General features: G+C 69.1%; 18 protein-coding genes. 14 read left to right on the top strand and 4 right to left on the bottom strand.

Annotated features, from left to right (window positions below; genetic code table 11):
* The first annotated feature begins 6 nt into the window (after positions 1-6).
* The 10 genes from PWS46_RS14235 (at position 7) to PWS46_RS14190 (ending at position 10,586) form a co-directional block, all read left to right on the top strand.
* Entirely contained in the window at positions 7-1,596 is a 1,590-nt protein-coding gene (locus PWS46_RS14235; RefSeq protein WP_434621187.1) for an FAD-binding oxidoreductase, read from the top strand.
* Between the two features lie 26 nt (positions 1,597-1,622).
* Complete coding sequence (locus PWS46_RS14230; RefSeq protein ID WP_434621184.1) at positions 1,623-2,879, top strand: 3-isopropylmalate dehydratase large subunit; 1,257 nt, start codon at positions 1,623-1,625, stop codon at positions 2,877-2,879.
* Between the two features lie 8 nt (positions 2,880-2,887).
* Entirely contained in the window at positions 2,888-3,436 is a 549-nt protein-coding gene (locus tag PWS46_RS14225; RefSeq protein WP_434621181.1) for a 3-isopropylmalate dehydratase, read from the top strand.
* The gene (locus PWS46_RS14220; protein WP_434621178.1) at positions 3,420-4,280 is read left to right on the top strand and encodes an isocitrate lyase/PEP mutase family protein; all 861 of its coding nucleotides are present in this window, start codon (positions 3,420-3,422) and stop codon (positions 4,278-4,280) included. The genes PWS46_RS14225 and PWS46_RS14220 overlap by 17 nt, the downstream gene beginning before the upstream one ends.
* A gap of 105 nt (positions 4,281-4,385) precedes the next feature.
* Complete coding sequence (locus PWS46_RS14215; RefSeq protein ID WP_434621175.1) at positions 4,386-5,525, top strand: ABC transporter substrate-binding protein; 1,140 nt, start codon at positions 4,386-4,388, stop codon at positions 5,523-5,525.
* 242 nt (positions 5,526-5,767) lie between these two features.
* Positions 5,768-6,646: a branched-chain amino acid ABC transporter permease gene (locus PWS46_RS14210; protein ID WP_434621172.1), complete on the top strand. Its 879-nt coding sequence runs from the start codon at positions 5,768-5,770 to the stop codon at positions 6,644-6,646.
* Positions 6,643-7,653 (top strand): branched-chain amino acid ABC transporter permease, encoded by a 1,011-nt coding sequence (locus PWS46_RS14205; RefSeq protein WP_434621169.1) that lies wholly within the window; start codon positions 6,643-6,645, stop codon positions 7,651-7,653. Before PWS46_RS14210 ends, PWS46_RS14205 begins: the two co-directional genes overlap by 4 nt.
* Positions 7,650-8,450 carry an ABC transporter ATP-binding protein gene (locus PWS46_RS14200; RefSeq protein ID WP_434621166.1) on the top strand — a complete coding sequence of 267 codons (801 nt, stop codon included), beginning with the start codon at positions 7,650-7,652 and terminating at the stop codon, positions 8,448-8,450. Before PWS46_RS14205 ends, PWS46_RS14200 begins: the two co-directional genes overlap by 4 nt.
* Positions 8,443-9,150 (top strand): ABC transporter ATP-binding protein, encoded by a 708-nt coding sequence (locus PWS46_RS14195; RefSeq protein WP_149272696.1) that lies wholly within the window; start codon positions 8,443-8,445, stop codon positions 9,148-9,150. The genes PWS46_RS14200 and PWS46_RS14195 overlap by 8 nt, the downstream gene beginning before the upstream one ends.
* Positions 9,151-9,155: 5 nt before the next feature.
* Positions 9,156-10,586 (top strand): FAD-binding oxidoreductase, encoded by a 1,431-nt coding sequence (locus tag PWS46_RS14190; protein WP_434621163.1) that lies wholly within the window; start codon positions 9,156-9,158, stop codon positions 10,584-10,586.
* 90 nt (positions 10,587-10,676) lie between these two features.
* On the opposite strand, the gene PWS46_RS14185 is transcribed toward PWS46_RS14190, so the two are convergent.
* Positions 10,677-11,918 carry an MFS transporter gene (locus tag PWS46_RS14185; protein ID WP_434621160.1) on the bottom strand — a complete coding sequence of 414 codons (1,242 nt, stop codon included), beginning with the start codon at positions 11,916-11,918 and terminating at the stop codon, positions 10,677-10,679.
* A 110-nt stretch (positions 11,919-12,028) separates the two neighbouring features.
* Between PWS46_RS14185 and PWS46_RS14180 the strand changes: the two genes are divergently transcribed.
* The 3 genes from PWS46_RS14180 to PWS46_RS14170 all read left to right on the top strand — a co-directional run bounded on the left by PWS46_RS14180 (position 12,029) and on the right by PWS46_RS14170 (position 15,407).
* A complete protein-coding gene (locus tag PWS46_RS14180; RefSeq protein ID WP_434621157.1) occupies positions 12,029-12,967 on the top strand; it encodes a LysR family transcriptional regulator in 939 nt (312 codons plus the stop codon).
* Positions 12,968-13,020: 53 nt separating this feature from the next.
* Positions 13,021-14,553: a threonine ammonia-lyase, biosynthetic gene (gene ilvA, locus PWS46_RS14175; protein WP_434621154.1), complete on the top strand. Its 1,533-nt coding sequence runs from the start codon at positions 13,021-13,023 to the stop codon at positions 14,551-14,553.
* Positions 14,554-14,633: 80 nt separating this feature from the next.
* Positions 14,634-15,407, top strand: coding sequence for an SDR family NAD(P)-dependent oxidoreductase (locus PWS46_RS14170; RefSeq protein WP_434621151.1), 774 nt, complete (start codon positions 14,634-14,636; stop codon positions 15,405-15,407).
* 15 nt (positions 15,408-15,422) lie between these two features.
* Here the strand turns inward: PWS46_RS14170 and vapC are convergent, their stop codons facing one another.
* Entirely contained in the window at positions 15,423-15,839 is a 417-nt protein-coding gene (gene vapC / locus PWS46_RS14165; RefSeq protein ID WP_434622051.1) for a type II toxin-antitoxin system tRNA(fMet)-specific endonuclease VapC, read from the bottom strand.
* Positions 15,839-16,063 carry a type II toxin-antitoxin system VapB family antitoxin gene (vapB, locus tag PWS46_RS14160; protein WP_434621148.1) on the bottom strand — a complete coding sequence of 75 codons (225 nt, stop codon included), beginning with the start codon at positions 16,061-16,063 and terminating at the stop codon, positions 15,839-15,841. Before vapB ends, vapC begins: the two co-directional genes overlap by 1 nt.
* A 185-nt stretch (positions 16,064-16,248) precedes the next feature.
* Between vapB and PWS46_RS14155 the strand changes: the two genes are divergently transcribed.
* Entirely contained in the window at positions 16,249-17,721 is a 1,473-nt protein-coding gene (locus PWS46_RS14155; protein WP_434621145.1) for an L-lactate permease, read from the top strand.
* A 9-nt stretch (positions 17,722-17,730) separates the two neighbouring features.
* Here PWS46_RS14155 and PWS46_RS14150 read toward each other — a convergent pair whose 3' ends face one another.
* Positions 17,731-18,591 carry a DMT family transporter gene (locus PWS46_RS14150; protein WP_434621142.1) on the bottom strand — a complete coding sequence of 287 codons (861 nt, stop codon included), beginning with the start codon at positions 18,589-18,591 and terminating at the stop codon, positions 17,731-17,733.
* Positions 18,592-18,691: the final 100 nt, after the last annotated feature.

The following is an 18,691-nucleotide window of genomic DNA, read 5'->3' as shown; positions in this document are numbered from 1 at the left end:
ATCCCCATGAGCATCGCCGCTCTCGACGGCCCGGCCACCCTGCTCGACACCCTGCGCACGGCGCTTGGGCCCGACGGCCTGCTGGATGACGAGAAGAACCGAAACTTCTACGCCAACGACGTGTTCTGGCAGCCGGGCATCCCGCCGCTCGCCATCGCCCTGCCGCGCGACCGCGACGCGGTCGCCGCCACCGTGCGCGCCGCCCATGACGCCGGGGTGGCGGTGGTGCCGCGCGGCGGCGGCATGTCCTACACCAAGGGCTATCTGCCCGAAGGCCCGAACTCGGTCGTCATCGACAGCCGCCGGCTGAACCGGATCATCGATCTCGACACCGACAGCCTCTATGTCACGGTGGAAACCGGCTGCACCTGGGCGGCGCTGAACGAGGCGCTGGAGGGCACCGGCCTGCGCACCGGCTATTGGGGGCCGCTGTCGGGCATCAACGCCACCATCGGCGGCGCCCTGTCGCAGAACAGCGCCTTCTTCGGCTCCGCCCTGCACGGCACCGTGGCGGAAAGCGTGCTGGGCGTCACCGTGGTTCTGGCCGACGGCCGTGTCGTCACCACCGGGTCGGGCGGACGGGTCGGCACCAAGCCCTTCACCCGGTCGGGCGGCCCCGACCTGACCGGGCTGTTCCTGGGCGACAACGGCGCCATGGGCTTCAAGGTGGCGGCGACGCTGCGGCTCCACCGCCGGCCGGAGCACACCGATTTCCTGTCCTTCGGCTTCGCCACGATGCAGGCGATGGCGGCGGCGCAGGTCGAGATGGCGCGGGCGCGCTGCGTGTCGGAAGGCTTCGGCATCGACCGCACCAAGGTCGAGCATTCGGCCAGCGTCAACAAGCTGTCGGACGGGCTGAAGACGCTGGGCAACGTTGCGAAGGCCGGCAAGTCGCTGTTCCAGGGCGCCAAGGAGGCGCTGAGCGTCGCCACCGCCGGCACCGCCTTCCTCAAGGAGCACAACTTCACCCTCCATCTGGTGGTGGAGGGGCGCAGCGAAACCCAGCTGCGCGAGGCGATGCAGACGGTGCGCGAGATCGGCGCCCGCCACGGCAAGGAGATCGAGAACAGCGTGCCGAAGGTCATGCGCTCCAAGCCCTTCGGGCCGGTGCGCGGCATGCTGGGGCGCGAGGGCCAGCGCTGGGTCCCGATCCACGCCATCTTCCCGCTGGGCGACGCCGACAAAGTGGTCGCCGCCAACGACGCCTTCTTCGCGGAGAAGCGCGGCTTCATGGAGCGGCACGGCATCATCTATTCGGTGATGACCATGACGGTCGGCAACGACTTCTTCCTGGAGCCGGCCTTCTACTGGACCGACGAGATCACGCCGCTGCACGCCGCCAGCCTGGGCGACGAGGTGGTGAAGCCCTGGCGCGACCGCCCGGCCAACCCGGCGGCGCGCAACGCGGTGGCGGAACTGCGCCGCGCGACGCAGGAGCTCTATTGCAGCCTGGGCGGCGTCAGCTGGCAGGTCGCCCGCGACTATCCGTTCCGCGAGATCATGACCCCCGAAACCTGGTCGCTGCTGGAGGGCGTCAAGCGCGCCGTCGATCCGCAGGGGCTGATGAATCCCGGCTCCCTCGGCCTCGGCCGCTGAGGACCGGGAGCGGAGACATCCACGCCATGGGCTACACCATCACCGAGAAGATCCTGGCACGCGCGGCGGGTCTGCCCGCCGTCCGCGCCGGACAGGACATCAAGGCGAAGCCGGACTTCGTGCTGGCCTACGATTTCCCCGGCTACACCGACGTTTATTTCAAGACGATGAAGGAGGATTTCGGCATCGAGCGGGTGGCGGAACCTGAACGCTTCGGCATCTTCATCGACCACATGGTGCCGACCGCAACCGCCAAGGAGGAAGAGCTTCACATCAACACCCGCAACTGGTGCGCGGAGAACGATGTGCCGCTGTTCGAACGGCACGGCATCGGCCATCAGGTGGCGGCGGAGGTCGGCTATGCGACGCCGGGCGCCTTCGTCGTCCATTTCGACGGCCATGTCAGCCAGCTCGGCACCTTTGGCACCCTCGCCATCGGTCTGCGCCGCAACGTGATGGAGGCCTTCGTCAGCGACACCGTGTCGATCCGCGTGCCCGACACCGTACGGGTGAACCTGCGCGGATCCTTGCGACCCGGCGTGATGGCGCGCGATGTCTTCCATCATCTGGTGCGCCGTCTGGGGCCGAGTTCCTGCCGCTTCCAGGTGCTGGAACTGGGCGGGCCGTCGGTGGCGGCGATGTCGACGGAGGGGCTGCAGACCATCACCGGCCTTGCGATGTTCACCGGCGCCCTGACCGCCATCGTCAACCCCGACCCGGTGCGGCTGGACTACGCCCTGCCCCGCGCCCGCAAGAAGCTGGAGCCGGTGTCGAGCGACCCGGACGCGCACTATTCCGCCGTTCACGACATCGACCTGTCGGAGCTTGAGCCGATCGTTGTCGCCCCGCCGACCCCGGCGGACACCCGCGACCTGACCGAGTTCCTCGGGCTGGAGATCAATGCCGGCTATCTCGGGTCCTGCGCGTCGGGCCGGCTGGAGGATCTGCGGGCGGCGGCCAAGGTGCTGGAAGGCCGGCGGGTCAAGACTGGTGTCTCCCTGCACATCGTCCCGACCAGCCAGGAGCTGATGGCGGCGGCGGCGCGCGAGGGGCTGGTGTCCACGCTGGTGGAGGCCGGGGCCTTCGTCTCCTCCCCCAGCTGCGACTATTGCTTCGGCCGCATCGCGACGATGACGGCGGGCCAGCGCGCGGTGTCCACCGGCACGCTGAACGTCCGCGGCCGCATGGGCAGCCCGGACTCCGAGATTTACCTGTGCAACGCCGCGGTGGTCGCCGCCTCCGCCATCGAGGGCCGGATCGCCGATCCGCGCCCCTACCTGTGAGGGCCGCCATGACGATGCCTGTTATGCGGGGCCGCGTCGCCTTCATCTTCGACGAGGTGAATTTCGACGTCGACCAGATCGTCGGCGTCAAGAACATCAAGATCACCGACGTGGCCGAGCTGGCTCAGCTCGCCATGCAGGCCTACGACCCGGATTTCGCCAAATCGGTGCGGCCGGGGGACCTGCTGGTCGGTGCGGACAATTTCGGCTACGGCCACCCGCACTATCCGCCGATGAAGGCGATGCGTCATCTCGGCATCACCGGGGTGATCGCGGAGTCCTTCTCCCCCGGCTATTGGCGCGGCGAGGTCAGCATGGGCTTCCCACAGGTCAGCTGCCCCGGAATCCTCGGCTTCGTCCAACGCTGGGACGAGATCGAGGTGGATTGGGCGGCGGGCGTGGTCCGCAACCACACCCAAGGCACCGAAATTCCCTATGAGCCGCTGCCGCAGGCGGATGCCGAGATGATCGAGGCCGGCGGCCTCGTCCCCTTCCTGAAGCGGCAGGCGGCCCAGCAACGCGAACAAAAGGACCATGCCAATGTCTCGGGGATCTGAATTCCGCAACCGCGTGCTGGCGCAGAAGACCGTCTGGTCGGCCGGCGCCTATGACGCCCTGTCCGCCCGCTTCATCGAGGCGGCCGGCTTCGACGCGCTGATGACCTCGGGCTTCGGCGTCTCGGCCTCCTTCCTCGGCCAGCCGGACGCCGAGCTGTACACCATGTCGGAAAACCTGACGGTGGTCCGCAACGTGGTGTCGGCGGTCAATGTCCCGGTCATCGCCGACATCGACACCGGATACGGCAACGCCATCAACGTGATGCGCACGATCCGCGAGTTCGAGGCGTCGGGCGTCTCCGCCGTCATCATGGAGGATCAGGTGGCGCCCAAGCGCTGCCCGATCTGCGTCGGCGGGGTCGAGGTCATCCCGATGGACGAGGGCGTCGCCAAGATCCAGGCGGCGGTCGAGGCGCGGCGCGATCCCAACATGCTGATCATCGCCCGCACCGACGTGGTCGATCCGGCCGCCGCCATGGAGCGCGGGCGCGCCTATGTCGCCGCCGGTGCCGACATGATCCAGCCGATCAGCAAGTGCTTCAAGGACATCGACGGCCTGCGCGCCATGCGCGAGGCAGTCGGCGTGCCGCTGTCGCTCCAGCTTCTCGGCTGGCTGGAGAAGCTGTCGGCCGAGGAGGTCGAGGAGGTTGCCGGCATGGCGACCTACGCGCTGGTGCCGCTGATGACCGTCGCCTCCGCGCTGAAGGAGAATCTCGCGGCTCTGGCCGAACGCCGCTCCACCCGCGACCTGCCGCGCCCGGTCACCGACCACAACAGCTTCATCGACTTCATCGGCTTCCCGCAGATCGAGGAACTGCAGAAGCGCTACCTGAAGACCGCCTGACCATCCTTTGCCGGCGCGCACCACCCGCCGGGACCAAGGGCAAATCAAAAGCCGGCCGGGCAAAAGACGGCCAACCAAAAGACGACCAATCCACGGAGGAACCCCATGTTCGGTAGGCGCACTCTCCTTGCCGCCGCGGCGGCCCTGGCCCTCGCCATTCCCGTCGCCGGCACCACCGGCGCCCAGGCGCAGCAACCGCCGGTCCGCATCGCCGTCATCGGCCCGATGAGCGGCACCGGCGCCTTCGAAGGCCAGCTCGGCCTGGAAGGCGCGCAGGCGATGGCCGCGGTCATCAATGCCAAGGGCGGCGTCGCCGGCCGCAAGCTGGAACTGCTGACCTACGACGACAAGGGGTCCCCCGAGGACGGCGTCAGCGCCGCCAAGCGGGCGATGGAGCAGGACAACGTCGACATGATCATCGGCGGCTGGTTCAGCGCCGTCGCCCTGTCGATGAAGGAAGTAACGCGCGACATGATCATCACCGTCATGACCAGCTCCCAGCACCCGAAGGTGACGGAGGAGGGACACAAGTACCTGTTCCGCCTGAACGCCACCTCGGCGATGATGTCGGAGTTCTATTCGAAGGCGATCTGTGACCGCATCAAGCCCAAGTCCATCGCCTTCATGAACGTCAACGACGACTGGGGCCGGCTGGAGCTGGAGAACTACACCAAGCTGCTGACCGCCTGCGGCATCGAGGTGAAGGGGCACGAGTTCTACAACCGCACCGACACCGACTTCACCACCGCGCTCACCAAGCTGAAGTCGCTGAACGCCGACGCGATCTATGTCGCCGCGATCAACACCTCGCAGGGCGCAACGATCTACCGGCAGATCAAGCAGACCGGCTATCGCGGCAAGGTCATCGCGTCGGCCGGCAACATGAACCCGAAGCTGGTCGAGTTGTCCGGCAATTCGCTGGAGCAGGTCTATTCAGCCTCGCCCTTCACCGAGGACGGCGCCGCGCCGTCGCTGAAGCCGTGGCTTGCGGAATACCGCAAGGACTACAAGAACGATCCGTCCTTCATCGCCGCGCTCGGCGCCCAGGCGGTGCAGGTTCTGGCCTTCGGCATCGATGCCGCCGGCGGCGACCCGCGCGCCTACGACAAGATCGCGGCAGCCCTGAAATCGCAGTCGGTTCCGACCGTGATGGGGGAACTGCGCTTCTCCGACAAGGGGCAGGCGAGCCAGTCGATCCATCTGGTGCAGGTGCAGAAGAAGCAGATCGTCAGCGTCCGGGACTGAGCGGCCGGTAGCGAAAAGCCCTCTCCTCACCTTCTTCCCCCCTCTCCCCCCGGGGAGAGGGTCGGGGTGAGGGGGATGCATGGAGTGGATTCTAGGTAAAGGGCCGCAGCGCGACCCCCTCACCCTACCCCTCTCCCCGCTTTCGGCGGACCGGAGGTCCGCCTGTCGCGTCAGCGCAAACGAAGTTTGCGCGTGAGCGGGGGGAGAGGGAACAACGTCCGCTCCCGACAGGAAGAATCGACATGGATTTCACCGTCTTCGCCCAGCAGATCGCGAACGGCCTGGTCAACGGGATGGCCTATGTGCTCATCGCCACCGGGCTGACGCTGGTCTTCGGGGTGCTGCGCATCGTGAATTTCGCCCATGGCGAGTTCTATATGCTCGGCGCCTACATCACCTATTTCGTCGGCACCCTGTTCGGGCTCGACTACATCGCGGCGGCGGCGATCTCGGCCGTGGTGGTGGCGGGGCTCGGCGTCGCCGCCAACAAGCTGATCTTCTGGCCGCTGCGCCGCGACCATGAATTCACCATCCTGCTGTCCAGTTTGGGTCTGGCCCTGCTGATCGCCAACGGCGGCGAGCTTCTGTTCGGCGCCGATCCCAAATATGTCGAGAGCCCCTTCGCCGACGAGGTGCTGGAAATCGGCACGGTGACGCTGACCCAGCAGCGCATCCTGGTCTTCGCCGCCGCGGTGGTGGCGCTGGTCGCGGTCTATCTGTTCATCCGCTATTCGCGCTTCGGCAAGATGATGCGGGCGACGGCGCAGAATCCGGACGGCGCGGCGCTGACCGGCATCAACATCGGGCTGGTCCACACCTACACCTTCGCGCTGGCCTGCGGGCTGGCGGCGCTGTCGGGCGCGCTGGTCGGCCCCACGGTGATGATCTTCCCGACCATCGGCAACTGGGCGGTGCTGAAGGGGTTCATCGTCGTCATCATGGGCGGGCTGGGCAGCGTCACCGGCGCCCTGTTCGCCGGCCTGCTGCTGGGCGTCATCGAATCGCTGGGCGGCGGCTACATCTCCCTCGGCTTCATGGAGGCGATCGGCTACGCGATGATCATCGCGGTCCTGCTGTGGCGCCCCAACGGCCTGTTCAGCACGGCGCGGGGTCTGCGATGAACACCAACACCCAAACCCTGGCACAGCCCCTGGCGATCGCGGGCGGCGTGGCCGCACTGGCGGTCCTGCCATTCCTCGCCGGCAACGCCTATCTGGAACATCTGCTGGTGCTGTGGATGCTGTATGCGCTGCTGGCGCTCAGCCTCAACATCGTCATCGGCTATCTCGGCGAACTCACCTTCGGCCATGCCGCCTTCGTCGGCGTCGGCGCCTACACCTCCGCCATCCTCAGCACACAACTCGGCCTGCCGCCGCTGCTGGGGCTGCCGCTGGCCGGGCTGGTGGCGGCGGCGTTCGGGCTGGTGATCGGCTATGCCGCCCTGCGGGTGGTCGGGCCGCAGTTCGCCATCCTGACGCTGGGCTTCGGCGCCATCCTGTTCACCATCACCAACCATTGGGTGGATTTGACGCGCGGGCCTATGGGCATCACCGACATCCCGCCGATGGCGATCGGCCCGCTGGCCTTCGACAGCGCCCGGCCGACCTATTATCTGGTGCTGGCGCTGGTGCTGGCGACCGCCTGGCTCTGCCACGCGCTGGTGAGCAGCCGCACCGGCCGCGCCTTCCTGGCGGTGCGCGAGAATGCGCCGCTGGCGGCGTCGCTCGGCATCAACGTCTTCCACACCAAGCTGCTGGGCTTCGTCGCCGCCACCGCCATCGCCGGCATCGGCGGCGCCATCTACGCCCACTATATCCGGGTCATCACCCCCGACATCATGGGCGTCCACAATGTCGCCGCCCTCATCATCGTCGTCATCATCGGCGGGCGCGGCACCATCCTGGGGCCGATCCTGGGGGCGCTGGTCTATATCGGCCTTCTGGAATCGCTGCGCGTCGCCGGTCCGCTGCGCATGGTCATCTTCGCGGCCCTGCTGACCGGGACGGTGGTCTTCCTGCCGGGCGGGCTGGTCAGCCTGTGGCAGCGCTGGCGCAACACCCACAAGGCGGAGAACAACATGCCGGCCACGACCAGCGGTCTGCCCAGCACCGAGGGAGGTGCGAAATGAACGCAGCTGCTCAAGCATTCCCGGCAAAAGAGATTTTGGCGGTCAGCAACCTGACCCGCATCTTCGGCGGCCTGACCGCGGTCCGCGACGTCACCATGACGGTTCAGGCCGGCGAGGTGGTCGGGCTGATCGGGCCGAACGGCGCCGGCAAGACGACGCTGTTCAACATGCTTGGCGGCTCGCTGCCGCCGTCGTCGGGCACCGTCCGCTTCGACGGCACCGACTGCACCGGCGCGCCGTCGCACGTGATGGGCCAGCGCGGCGTGTCGCGCACCTTCCAGATCACCAGCCTGTTCCCCAGCCTGACGGCGCTCGACAATGTGCGCAGCGCCGCCTACCGCACGACGCGCACCGGCTGGGGCGCCGCCATCCTCCGCAACGCCGCCTACCGCAGCGAAGAAGCGGAATTGCGCCGCAAGGCCATGGAGATCCTGGCCTTCTGCGATCTCGACCACCGGGCCGACACGCTGGCCGACGCCATGTCCTACGGCGAGCAGCGCCGGCTGGAGATCGCCATCGCGCTGGCCGCCGAGCCGCGCCTGCTGCTGCTCGACGAGCCGGCCGCCGGCATGAACCCGGAGGAGGGCCAGCGGCTGGTCGAGATGATCCGCCGCATCCGTGCCCGCGGCGTCACCGTTCTGCTGGTGGAGCATCACATGCGGGTGGTCGCCAGCGTCTGCGACCGGCTGGTGGTGCTGGACCATGGGGTGAAGATCGCCGAAGGGGCGCCGGCACAGGTGCTGAACGATCCGGAAGTGATCCGCGTGTATCTGGGACGGGAGCCGGTCGATGCTTAAGGTCGAAGGTCTGAAGGTCCGCTATGGCCATCGCGAGGCCGTCCACAATGTTTCCCTGACCGTCGAGGACGGCGAACTGGTCACCCTGGTCGGCTCCAACGGCGCCGGCAAGACGACGACGCTGAAGGCGATCTCCGCCCTGCTGCGGCCCAGCGGCGGAACGATCACCTTCGACGGCGAGCGCATCGACCGGCTGGCACCGCATCAGGTGATCGAGCGCGGACTGGTCCACGTGCCGGAAGGCCGCCAGCTCTTCCCCGAGATGACGGTGCTGGAGCATCTGGAACTGGGCGCGCTGCGCGGCCGGCCGGGCAGCATGGGCTTCGCCGAGCGGCTGCGCTGGGTCTACGAGCTGTTCCCCATCCTGGCCGAACGCCGCACCCAGAAGGCCGGCACCATGAGCGGCGGGCAGCAGCAGCTGGTCGCCTTCGGGCGCGGGCTGATGGCCAACCCGAAATGCCTGATGCTGGACGAGCCGACTCTGGGGCTGGCGCCGATCATCGTCGACACCCTGGCCGACACCATCAAGAACCTGCACGGCGCCGGCATCACCATCCTGCTGGTCGAACAGCGGGTCGATCTGGCGCTGCGTCTGGCCGACCGCGCCTATGTGCTGGAGACCGGACGGGTGGTGATGGAGGATTCGGCCAAGACCCTGCTGGCCGATCCGCGCATCAAAACCGCCTATCTCGGGCTGTGACGGCGATGTCCGGCACGGATGTGGCGGAGCGGGCGCAGGCGATCCTCGGGCCGGCGCATGTGCTGGTCGAGCCGGCCGACACCGCGCCCTTCCTGGCGGACTGGCGCGGGCGCTACCGCGGCGCCGCGCTGGCGGTGGTCCGCCCGGCCGATTCGGCGCAGGTGGCGGCCATCGTCCGGCTGTGCGGCGAGACGGGCACGCCGCTGGTGCCGCAGGGCGGCAACACCGGCGTGGTCGGCGGCGCAATTCCCGACGACACCGGCCGCAGCCTCGTGCTCTGCCTGTCGCGCCTCAACCGCATCCGCGAGGTCGATCCCATCGGCGACAGCCTGACGGTGGAGGCCGGCTGCACCCTTGCCGCCGTCCAGGCCGCCGCCGAGGAGGCCGGACGCCTGTTCCCGATGAGCCTGGGCAGCGAAGGCAGCTGCCAGATCGGCGGCACCATCGCCACAAACGCCGGCGGCACCGCCGTCCTGCGCTATGGCCCGATGCGCGACCTCGTGCTGGGGCTGGAGGTTGTGTTGCCCGACGGCACGCTGTGGAACGGGCTGCGCGCGCTGCGCAAGGACAACACGGGCTACGCTCTGAAGCATCTGTTCATCGGGGCGGAGGGCACGCTGGGCATCGTCACCGCGGCGACGCTGAAGCTGTTTCCCCGCCCGCAGAGCGTCGCGACCGGCTTCCTCGCCCTCCGCTCGCTGGAAGCGGCCTTGCAGGTGTTCGCCCGGCTGCGCGGCACGCTGGGCGACCGGGTGACCACGGCGGAAGTGCTGTCGGAGGCGCAGCTTTCCTCGGTGCTTGCCCATGTGCCGGGCACCGTCCGGCCGCTCGGCACCGTCATGCCGTGGTATCTGCTGGTCGAGATCACCGATCCGCTGGTGGGCCTGGAGCTTGCCGAAAGGCTTGAGGAACTTCTGGCGGCCGGGCTGGAGGACGGCAGCATCGCCGACGCAGCCGTGGCCCGCAGCCATGCCCAGGCCGCCGCGATGTGGAAGCTGCGCCACAGCGTGTCGGAGGCCAACCGCAAGAGCGGAATCGTCATCGGCCACGACACCGCGGTGCCGGTCGCCCGCATCCCCGACTTCGTCGCCCGCGCCACCGCCGCCGTCGAGGCGGTTCGGCCGGACGCCCGCGTCGTGGCGGTCGGCCATATCGGCGACGGCAACATCCATCTGGTCGCCATCCTGCCGGAAAGCCTCCGGGCCTCGGCCGAACCACTGGAGCGCATCGCCCACGCGGTCAGCACCGCGGTCCACCGTGAGGCCATCGAACTGGGGGGCACCATCAGCGCCGAGCATGGCATCGGCCAGAGCATGCGCGACGCGCTCGCCGCCTTCAAGGGACCGGCGGAAATGGCGCTGATGCAGGGGATCAAGCGCCTGTTCGATCCGCAGGGCTTGATGAACCCGGGCAAGGTGGTGGCGGCCCCTCGCTGACCGGCACCCGCTTCATTCACGACAAAGCCCCCGAAACCATGCGTCGCCGCAGGGTTCCGGGGGCTTCGTCGTCTTACCAAGAGCGAAGGGCTAGCGGTCCGACCGGGTGAACAGCCGCAGGGCGAGCGCGGCGGCCGAGGCGGCGGTGGCGACGGCGACCACGCCGTTCCAACCCCAGGCGGCCAGGGCCTGACTGCCCAGTGTGGCGCCGGCGGCCATGCCGATGAACATGCCGACCATCAGCACCGCGTTCAGGCGGCTGCGGGCGGCCGGGTCGATGCCGTAGACGATGGTCTGGTGGGCGATCAGCGAAGCCTGGACGCCCAGGTCGAAGCCGATGGCACTCGCCACCAGCAGCCACAGGCGGGCCCCCTCGGGCAGCAGCGGCGACAGGGCCATGGCGGCGAAGGAGACCACGGCCATACCGGCGCCCAGCCGGGTCATCAGGGCCGGGCCGCGGCGGTCGGCGATGCGGCCGGCGACCGGCGCCACCAGCGCACCCGCCGCGCCGGCCAGACCGAAAGCACCCGCGGCGGCGGCACCCAGATGGAACGGCGCGCCATGCAGCATCACCGCCAGCGTCGACCAGAAGGCGCTGAAGCCCAGCGACAGCAGGCCCTGTGCGATGGCCGCCCGGCGCAGGCCCGGATGATTGCCCCACAACGTGACCAGCGACCCCAGCAACTGGCCGTAGCCGAGATCGGTCGTCGGCGTGAAGCGCGGCAGCCCGCGCCACAGGGCGACCCCCAGCAGGGCGATGCTGCCGGCGGCGGCGACGAACACGGCGCGCCAGCCGAACTGCTCGGCGATGATGCCGCTGACCACCCGCGACAGCAGGATGCCCAGCAGCAGCCCGGTCATCACCGTGCCCACCACCCGGCCGCGATGTTCGGCCGGCGCCAGCGTCGCGGCGGCGGGAACGATGTCCTGCGCCAGCGTCGCCGACAATCCCATCACCAGACTTGCCGCCAAAAGCCCGCCGATGGAGGGCGCGAAGCCCGCCGCCAGCAGGGCCGCGACCAGGACCGCGACCTTCGCCAGGATAATGTTGCGGCGGTCGAAGCGGTCGCCCAGCGGCGCCAGCAGCAGGATGCCGAAGGCGTATCCCAGCTGTGTCAGCGTCGGTACCCAGCCGACCGTCCGATCCGCCGCGCCGATGTCGGCGCCGAGAACACCCAGCATCGGCTGGCTGTAATAGAGCGACGCCGCCGCCAGACCGGCGCCCGCCGCCAGCAGGAAGACCAGCGGCCGGCCGATCCCGGTGTCGCGCGCCGCGGCCCGCGACAGCGGCGTCGCCAGCGGGCTTGCATGCGCGGATTGAATGGTTGACATCGGTCTAACCCCCCTCAAGAGCGTGCGAGTGCGTGATTAATGGGGAGTATGGCGGCCGCTCCGACCGGACGGTAGTCGAAGCAGGTGTAGATTTGCTATACGTTGTGCGTATGAGCGCTGATCTCTCCGCGGTCGGCAGCGACCGCATCGCCCTGCTTGAGACCTTCGTCCGCATCGTCGAGGCCGGCAGCCTGTCGGCCGCCGCGGCGCAGATGGGCAGCACCCAGCCGACGGTCAGCCGACGGCTGCAACAGCTGGAGCGGCTGCTGGGCATCCGGCTGCTGCAACGCTCCACCCACCGGATGAACCTGACGGAGGACGGCACCCGCTGCTACGAGCGGGCCAAGGACCTGCTGGCGGGCTGGCAGATGCTGGAAAGCGACGTGCGCGGGGTCGACGACCAGCCGTCCGGCCATCTGCGGATCGTGGCGCCGCATGCCTTCGGGCAGCAGCAGTTGATCGGGCCGGTGGCGGATTACCTGCGCCGTTATCCGCGGATGACGGTGGAGTGGTTCCTGCACGACCGCATGCCGGATTTCATCGGCGAGGGCATCGACTGCGCCATCCGCGTCGGCGAGGTGGCCGACCCGTCGGTCGTCGCCCTGCGGCTGGCGGAGGTGCCGCGCATCGTCGTCGCCTCCCCCGACCTGCTCGGCGACCGGCCGCTGCCGCGCCATCCCGACGAGCTGGCGGAACTGCCCTGGCTGGCGTTGCGCACCTTCTACCGGGACGAGGTGGAACTGACCCATGCCGGGACCGGCGAGAGGGCCCGCTTCCCCATCCGGCCGCGCCTGTCCACCGACGGGCTGCAGGCGATCCGCAACGCGGCGATTCTCGGGCTGGGCGCCGCCATCGGCTCGCAATGGGCGCTGGTGGACGATCTGGCGACGCGGCGGCTGGTGCAACTGGCGCCGGACTGGCGGGCGGCTACCCTGCCCGTCAGCCTGGTCTATCCGCCCTCCCGCCACCAGCCAGCCCGCCTGCGCCGCTTCATCGAGGTGATGCGCGTCGCCGTTCCCATCGCCTTCCGCGCAGTGCAGGCGCCATAGCGCAAGACCGCGCCGGATTTGCTATGGTCGCCGCGACCTGTTCAGGAAGGCCGATGTTCATGCACGAGTATGTCCGCAAGATCCTCACCGCGCGCGTCTACGACGTCGCCATCGAAAGCCCGCTCGATCCGATGCCGCGGCTGTCGCAGCGACTGAACAACATCGCTCTGCTCAAGCGCGAGGATCTGCAGCCCGTCTTCTCCTTCAAGCTGCGCGGCGCCTACAACAAGATGGTCGGCTTGGCCCCGGAGGTGCGGGAACGCGGGGTGGTGTGCGCGTCGGCCGGCAACCACGCCCAGGGCGTGGCGCTGTCGGCGCAGAAGCTGGGGATCAAGGCGGTGATCGTCATGCCGCGCACGACGCCCGCCATCAAGATCCAGGCAGTGAAGAGCCGCGGCGGCAAGGTCGTGCTGCACGGCGACGTCTTCGACGACGCCTATCTCCACGCCCGCCAGATCGAGGCGGAGAAGGGGCTGACCTTCATCCACCCCTACGACGATCCGGACGTGATCGCCGGCCAGGGCACCGTCGGCATGGAGATCCTGCGCCAGCACCCGCACCCGCTGGACGCCATCTTCGTGCAGATCGGCGGCGGCGGGCTGGCCGCCGGCGTGGCTGCCTACGTCAAGTTCCTGCGCCCCGACGTCAAGGTGATCGGGGTGGAGCCCGACGACGCGGCCAGCATGGGCGCGGCCATCGCGGCGGGGAAGCGCGTGCAGCTCGATCAGGTCGGGCTGTTCGCCGACGGCGTCGCCGTCCGTCAGGTCGGATCCGAGACCTTCCGGCTGTGCAGCGAGCTGCTGGACGAGGTCATCACCGTCAACACCGACGAGATCTGCGCCGCGGTCAAGGACATCTTCGAGGACACCCGCGCCATCACCGAGCCCTCGGGTGCGGTCGGTCTGGCAGGGCTCAAGAAATACGCGGAGCGCGAAGGGCTGCAGGGCAAGGGGCTGGTGGCGATCGGCAGCGGCGCGAACATGAACTTCGACCGGCTGCGCCACATCGCCGAACGGGCGGAGATCGGCGAACGGCGCGAGGCGCTGCTGGCCGTCACCATCCCCGAACGCCCCGGCGCCTACCGGCAATTCATCCAGGCGCTCGGCAAGCGGTCGATCACCGAATTCAACTACCGCTACGCCGACGACCGCGAGGCGCAGATCTTCGTCGGCGTCCAACTGACCGAGGGCGACGCGGAAAAGCGCCAGATCATCGACCTGCTGCGCGGCCTGGATTGTCCGGTGCTGGACATGAGCGACAACGAGATGGCGAAGCTGCATGTCCGCTACATGGTCGGCGGCCGGGTGCGCGGTCTGAAGGACGAACTGCTTTACCGCTTCCAGTTCCCGGAACGGCCGGGCGCCTTGCTGAAGTTCCTGAACGGGCTGGCGCAGGACTGGAACATCTCGCTCTTCCACTACCGCAACCATGGCGCCGATTACGGCCGGGTTCTGGCCGGCATCCAGGTGCCCGAAAAGGACCGCGTGCGGTTTCGGCGCTGCCTCGACGATCTCGGATACCCGTATTGGGACGAGAGCGGCAACCCGGCCTACCGGTTGTTCCTGGCCGAACCGCAGCCGAGCTGATCAATGCAGCGCCCGGACTTGACCCGGACCATCGTTACGGTAAGCCTGAGCCTGAATCCGTCATGAGGAAAGACTACGCGATGTCGAACACTGCCTCCAAAACCGCAATCGTCACCGGCGCCACCTCCGGATTCGGCGATGCCATCGCCCGGCGGCTGGTCGCGGAGGGCTGGCGGATCGTCGCCACCGGCCGGCGCCGGGACCGGCTGGATGCCTTGGTCGAGGCGCTGGGCGGGCCGGCGGTGGTCCACCCGCTGTGCTTCGACATCCGCGACGAGGAGGCAACCCGCGCCGCGCTGGAGTCGCTGCCGCAGGAGTTCGCCGACATCTCCGTCCTGGTCAACAATGCCGGTCTGGCGCTCGGCACCGCGGCGGCGCAGGACTGCGACCTGGAGCAGTGGCGGACGATGATCGACACCAACGTCACCGGGCTGGTGACGATCACCCGGCTGCTGCTGGCCCGGCTGATCGCGCAGCGCGGGCTGATCGTCAACCTCGCCTCCGTCGCCTCCAACTGGCCCTATCCCGGCGGCAACGTCTATGGCGGCACCAAGGCCTTCGTCCGGCAGTTCTCGCTCGGCCTGCGCAGCGACCTGTCGGCCCAGGGCGTGCGCGTGACCTCCATCGAGCCCGGTCTGGCGGAAAGCGAATTCACCCTGGTCCGCACCGGCGGCAACAAGGACGCCTACGACGCGCTCTATGCCGGCGCCAACCCGCTGCAGCCCGAGGACATCGCCGAGACGGTGCGCTGGGTGGTCTCCCTGCCGCCGCACGTCAACATCAACAGCGTGGAGATCATGCCGGTGAGCCAGTCCTGGGCGCCGTTCAAGATCCACCGCGACACGCCGGCCTGAGGCCGGGCGAGCCGGTCAGGACCCGCGCGGTTCGTCCAGCCAGTCCTCGCACCGCAGGCCCGCCACACGGTCGAACTCGCCGAGGTTGCCGGTGACCACGACCAGCCCGCGGCTGCGCGCGTGGCCGGCGATCATCAGGTCGTACGGGCCGATCACGCAGCCCCGGCGCTCCAGATCGGCCCGGATGTCGCCGTAATGTCCGGCCGCCTCGTCATCGAAGGGCAGCACTTCGAGCCGGGCGGTCAGCCGTTCGACCTCCCGGCGTTTCTCCGCCGGGAGGTCGGATTTGGCGGCACCGTGCAGAAGCTCCGCCAGCGTCACCGCCGAGATGCACAGGCCATCCGCTTCCGCATTGAACCTGACGCGGGCACTCTGGGGACGGTCGCGCAGGACGCGGATGCAGACATTGGTGTCCAGCATGTAGCGCAGCATCACCACGCCTCGCGATCCTGCATCTCCGGCTGGTCGCGGTCGGGGAACGCGATGCCGGGAGACTGGAAGAAATCGTCCCACACGCTGTCGGCCGGCACGATCAGCCGCCGCGCGCCGTCACGAAGGATGACCACCTCGCGGACATGCGCAGGAAACGACACGTCCTTCGGCAGACGAACGGCCTGGGTACGGTTGGACTGGAACAGGGACGTCCGGACCGTCATGGCTCACCTCCATTGTATATCCCTAACGTATATCCCGACTGTTCGCGCGTCAAGAAATCGAGGTCCTCGCAGGCGATCACCAGCGGACGCGGAATGGTTGCGCCACCGCAGATATATTAGTATTCATTGGCCCCGGCCATGCTCCCGCGCCGGTATCTCCCCCACCGGAACGCGCCTGCCCGACCATGCCCCTTGCCTTCCACATGATGCCGCTCGTCGGCACGATCCTGCTGCTTGCCTCCCGCCGTGTCAGCCTGCTGCCCGCCGGGATCGTCGGCATGACGCTGGCGCTCGTCACGATGGTCGTCACCATGGCCGCGTCCCAGCCGTCGGCCGGTGCGGTGCTCGGCACGACGGCGGCCAAGGCGGGGGAAGGCGCATGGCTGGCATGGCACGCGATGTCGATCATCGCCGCCGGACTGCTGTTCCATCGCTCCTTCGAGGCGCGGGGTGCCCGATCCGCCGCGGTCGCGCAGGAGAACCGCCGGCGCGCCGTCTTCGTCGCCTGCTTCCTGGTCGGCCCCTTCGCGGAATCGGTGACCGGGTTCGGCGTCGGGCTGGTCGTCGCCCTCGCCATGCTGCGCACCGTCGGCCTGCCGCCGGTGCAGTCCGCCGCGCTCGGCCTGTTCAGTCAGGTTTTGGCCGCCTGGGGCGCAATGGGCGTCGGCACGCGGGTCGGGGCCGAGCTGATCGGCGTGTCCTTCACCGAACTCGGTACCGCCAGCGCCCTGCTGATGGCGGTGGTTCTGCCTTGTCTTCTGCCGGTGTTCTGGGGGCTGATCCATTCGTCCGGTCTGCGCTCCGGCTTTGCCGACCGGGTGTCGGATATCGCCCTTCTCCTGTGTCTGGCCGGGCTGATCTGGCTCACCAACCTGTTCGTCGCGCCGGAACTGGGCGGCGGGCTGGCGACCGGCCTGCTGTTGCTGGTGGTGGAGGGGCCGCGCCTGCTGCGCAGCGGCGTCCGCGTCCGGGATCTGGTCGGGCGGCTCTGGCCGTACGGGCTGCTGATCGCGGCGCTGATGGCCACCCGTCTGCTGCCGCCGCTGTCTGGCTGGACCGGGCGATGGCTGGTGCTCGACCCGTTCGACGGTCTCGCCCCGCTGGCGCTGCTGCGCCATCCGGCGACATGGCTGGTGCTGATCGCCGGCATCCTGCTGTCCGGCCTGTCCTCGGCCGAGGCCGGGAAACTGGTCCGCGCCTCCCTGCGCGCCGCCCTGGTGCCGATGGCGGCCACGCTGGTCTTCGTCGAGTTCGCCACCTTCATGGCCGCGTCCGGCGGGGCGGCGATGTTCGGCGAGGCCTGGCGCGAGGCGGCGGGGCGCTTCGCCGTGCTGGCCAGCCCGGTCTTCGGCGCCGCCGCCGGGATGCTGACCGGCTCCAACACCGCCTCCAACGCCCTGATGATGCACATCCAGCTGAGCCTCGCCGCCGAAAGCGGCCTGCCGCCGATGCTGATCGCGGCGATCCAGACCGTGTCGGGCAGCATCTGCACCATGCTCACCCCCGGCCGCATCGTGCTCGCCGCCGGCCTCGTCGGGCTGGAGCGGTCGGAGGGGGCGATCTACCGCCGCGCCCTGCCGATCGGGCTGGCGACCGTCCTCGCCCTGCTCGCCGTCATCGTGGTGATGGCCGCCCTGAAGGCGCAGGGGCTGGCATAGCCGCCCCAGTCAGGCGAACCGCTTGGCCCCGGCGACGCACAGCACGACCAGCCCGGCGGCGGCGATCATCGTCCAGGCGACCGGCTCGCCCAGCAGCAGCCCGGCCAGGATCAGGCCGAAGGCGGGCTGGAGCAGCTGCAGCTGTCCGACCCCGGCGATGCCGCCCAGCGCCAGCCCGCGATACCAGAAGACGAAGCCCACCAGCATGCTGAACACCGAGACATAGCCGAGCCCGATCCAGGCCGGTGCCGCGATGCCGGTCCAGTCGTCCGGCATGGTCACCAATGCCGCCGCAGCCATGGCCGGCAGCGCCAGCAGCAAGGCCCAGGAGATCACCTGCCAGCCGCCCAGCCGGCGCGACAGGGCCGCACCCTCGGCGTAGCCCAGCCCACAGAGCAGGATCGCCAGGACCATCAGCAGGTCGCCGGCCAGCGACGCGCCGCCGCCCTGCCACAGGGCGAAACCGGCGACGGTCAGGCTTCCCGCCATCGCGAACAGCCAGAAGGCCGGCCGTGGCCGCTCCCTTGCCCGCAGCACCCCGAACAGAGCGGTGGCGAGCGGCAGCAGACCGATGAAGACGACCGACTGCGCCGACGTAATGTGCTGAAGCGCCAGCGCGGTCAGCAGGGGAAAGCCGGCGACGACACCCAGCGCCACGATGGCGAGGGAGGGAAGGTCGCGGCGTGCCGGCCGTGCCTGCCGCAGCAGCGCCAGCAGGGCCGCCGCCAGGGCCGCCGCGATCACCGCCCGTGCCGCCGTCAGGAACAGCGGCGTGAAGCCGCCGACCGCGACCCGCGTCGCCGGCAGCGACCCGCTGAAGATGAGCACACCGAGCAGCCCGCTGCCCCATCCCGCCGTCGACTTCCGCATCCCGCTATCCTTCCGCGCCCCAGATTTTTCAATGCGATCCTAGCGCGATGACCTCTGGCGGAGACAGTGACGGTCCCATACAATTCCACCAAACTGTACT

This window comes from Azospirillum sp. B2RO_4 (assembly GCF_051124815.1).
Lineage (GTDB): Bacteria > Pseudomonadota > Alphaproteobacteria > Azospirillales > Azospirillaceae > Azospirillum.
The sequence above is the reverse complement of the archived record's forward strand: the minus strand, read 5'-3'. Positions and strand labels throughout refer to the sequence as shown.

What these genes read in the sequence shown, in the direction of transcription:
- PWS46_RS14235 (WP_434621187.1), top strand. Translation starts at nt 7, where the DNA reads ATGAGCATCGCCGCTCTCGACGGCCCGGCCACCCTGCTCGACACCCTG.
- PWS46_RS14230 (WP_434621184.1), top strand. Translation starts at nt 1,623, where the DNA reads ATGGGCTACACCATCACCGAGAAGATCCTGGCACGCGCGGCGGGTCTG.
- PWS46_RS14225 (WP_434621181.1), top strand. Translation starts at nt 2,888, where the DNA reads ATGACGATGCCTGTTATGCGGGGCCGCGTCGCCTTCATCTTCGACGAG.
- PWS46_RS14220 (WP_434621178.1), top strand. Translation starts at nt 3,420, where the DNA reads ATGTCTCGGGGATCTGAATTCCGCAACCGCGTGCTGGCGCAGAAGACC.
- PWS46_RS14215 (WP_434621175.1), top strand. Translation starts at nt 4,386, where the DNA reads ATGTTCGGTAGGCGCACTCTCCTTGCCGCCGCGGCGGCCCTGGCCCTC.
- PWS46_RS14210 (WP_434621172.1), top strand. Translation starts at nt 5,768, where the DNA reads ATGGATTTCACCGTCTTCGCCCAGCAGATCGCGAACGGCCTGGTCAAC.
- PWS46_RS14205 (WP_434621169.1), top strand. Translation starts at nt 6,643, where the DNA reads ATGAACACCAACACCCAAACCCTGGCACAGCCCCTGGCGATCGCGGGC.
- PWS46_RS14200 (WP_434621166.1), top strand. Translation starts at nt 7,650, where the DNA reads ATGAACGCAGCTGCTCAAGCATTCCCGGCAAAAGAGATTTTGGCGGTC.
- PWS46_RS14195 (WP_149272696.1), top strand. Translation starts at nt 8,443, where the DNA reads ATGCTTAAGGTCGAAGGTCTGAAGGTCCGCTATGGCCATCGCGAGGCC.
- PWS46_RS14190 (WP_434621163.1), top strand. Translation starts at nt 9,156, where the DNA reads ATGTCCGGCACGGATGTGGCGGAGCGGGCGCAGGCGATCCTCGGGCCG.
- PWS46_RS14185 (WP_434621160.1), bottom strand. Translation starts at nt 11,918, where the DNA reads ATGTCAACCATTCAATCCGCGCATGCAAGCCCGCTGGCGACGCCGCTG.
- PWS46_RS14180 (WP_434621157.1), top strand. Translation starts at nt 12,029, where the DNA reads ATGAGCGCTGATCTCTCCGCGGTCGGCAGCGACCGCATCGCCCTGCTT.
- ilvA (WP_434621154.1), top strand. Translation starts at nt 13,021, where the DNA reads ATGTTCATGCACGAGTATGTCCGCAAGATCCTCACCGCGCGCGTCTAC.
- PWS46_RS14170 (WP_434621151.1), top strand. Translation starts at nt 14,634, where the DNA reads ATGTCGAACACTGCCTCCAAAACCGCAATCGTCACCGGCGCCACCTCC.
- vapC (WP_434622051.1), bottom strand. Translation starts at nt 15,839, where the DNA reads ATGCTGCGCTACATGCTGGACACCAATGTCTGCATCCGCGTCCTGCGC.
- vapB (WP_434621148.1), bottom strand. Translation starts at nt 16,063, where the DNA reads ATGACGGTCCGGACGTCCCTGTTCCAGTCCAACCGTACCCAGGCCGTT.
- PWS46_RS14155 (WP_434621145.1), top strand. Translation starts at nt 16,249, where the DNA reads ATGCCCCTTGCCTTCCACATGATGCCGCTCGTCGGCACGATCCTGCTG.
- PWS46_RS14150 (WP_434621142.1), bottom strand. Translation starts at nt 18,591, where the DNA reads ATGCGGAAGTCGACGGCGGGATGGGGCAGCGGGCTGCTCGGTGTGCTC.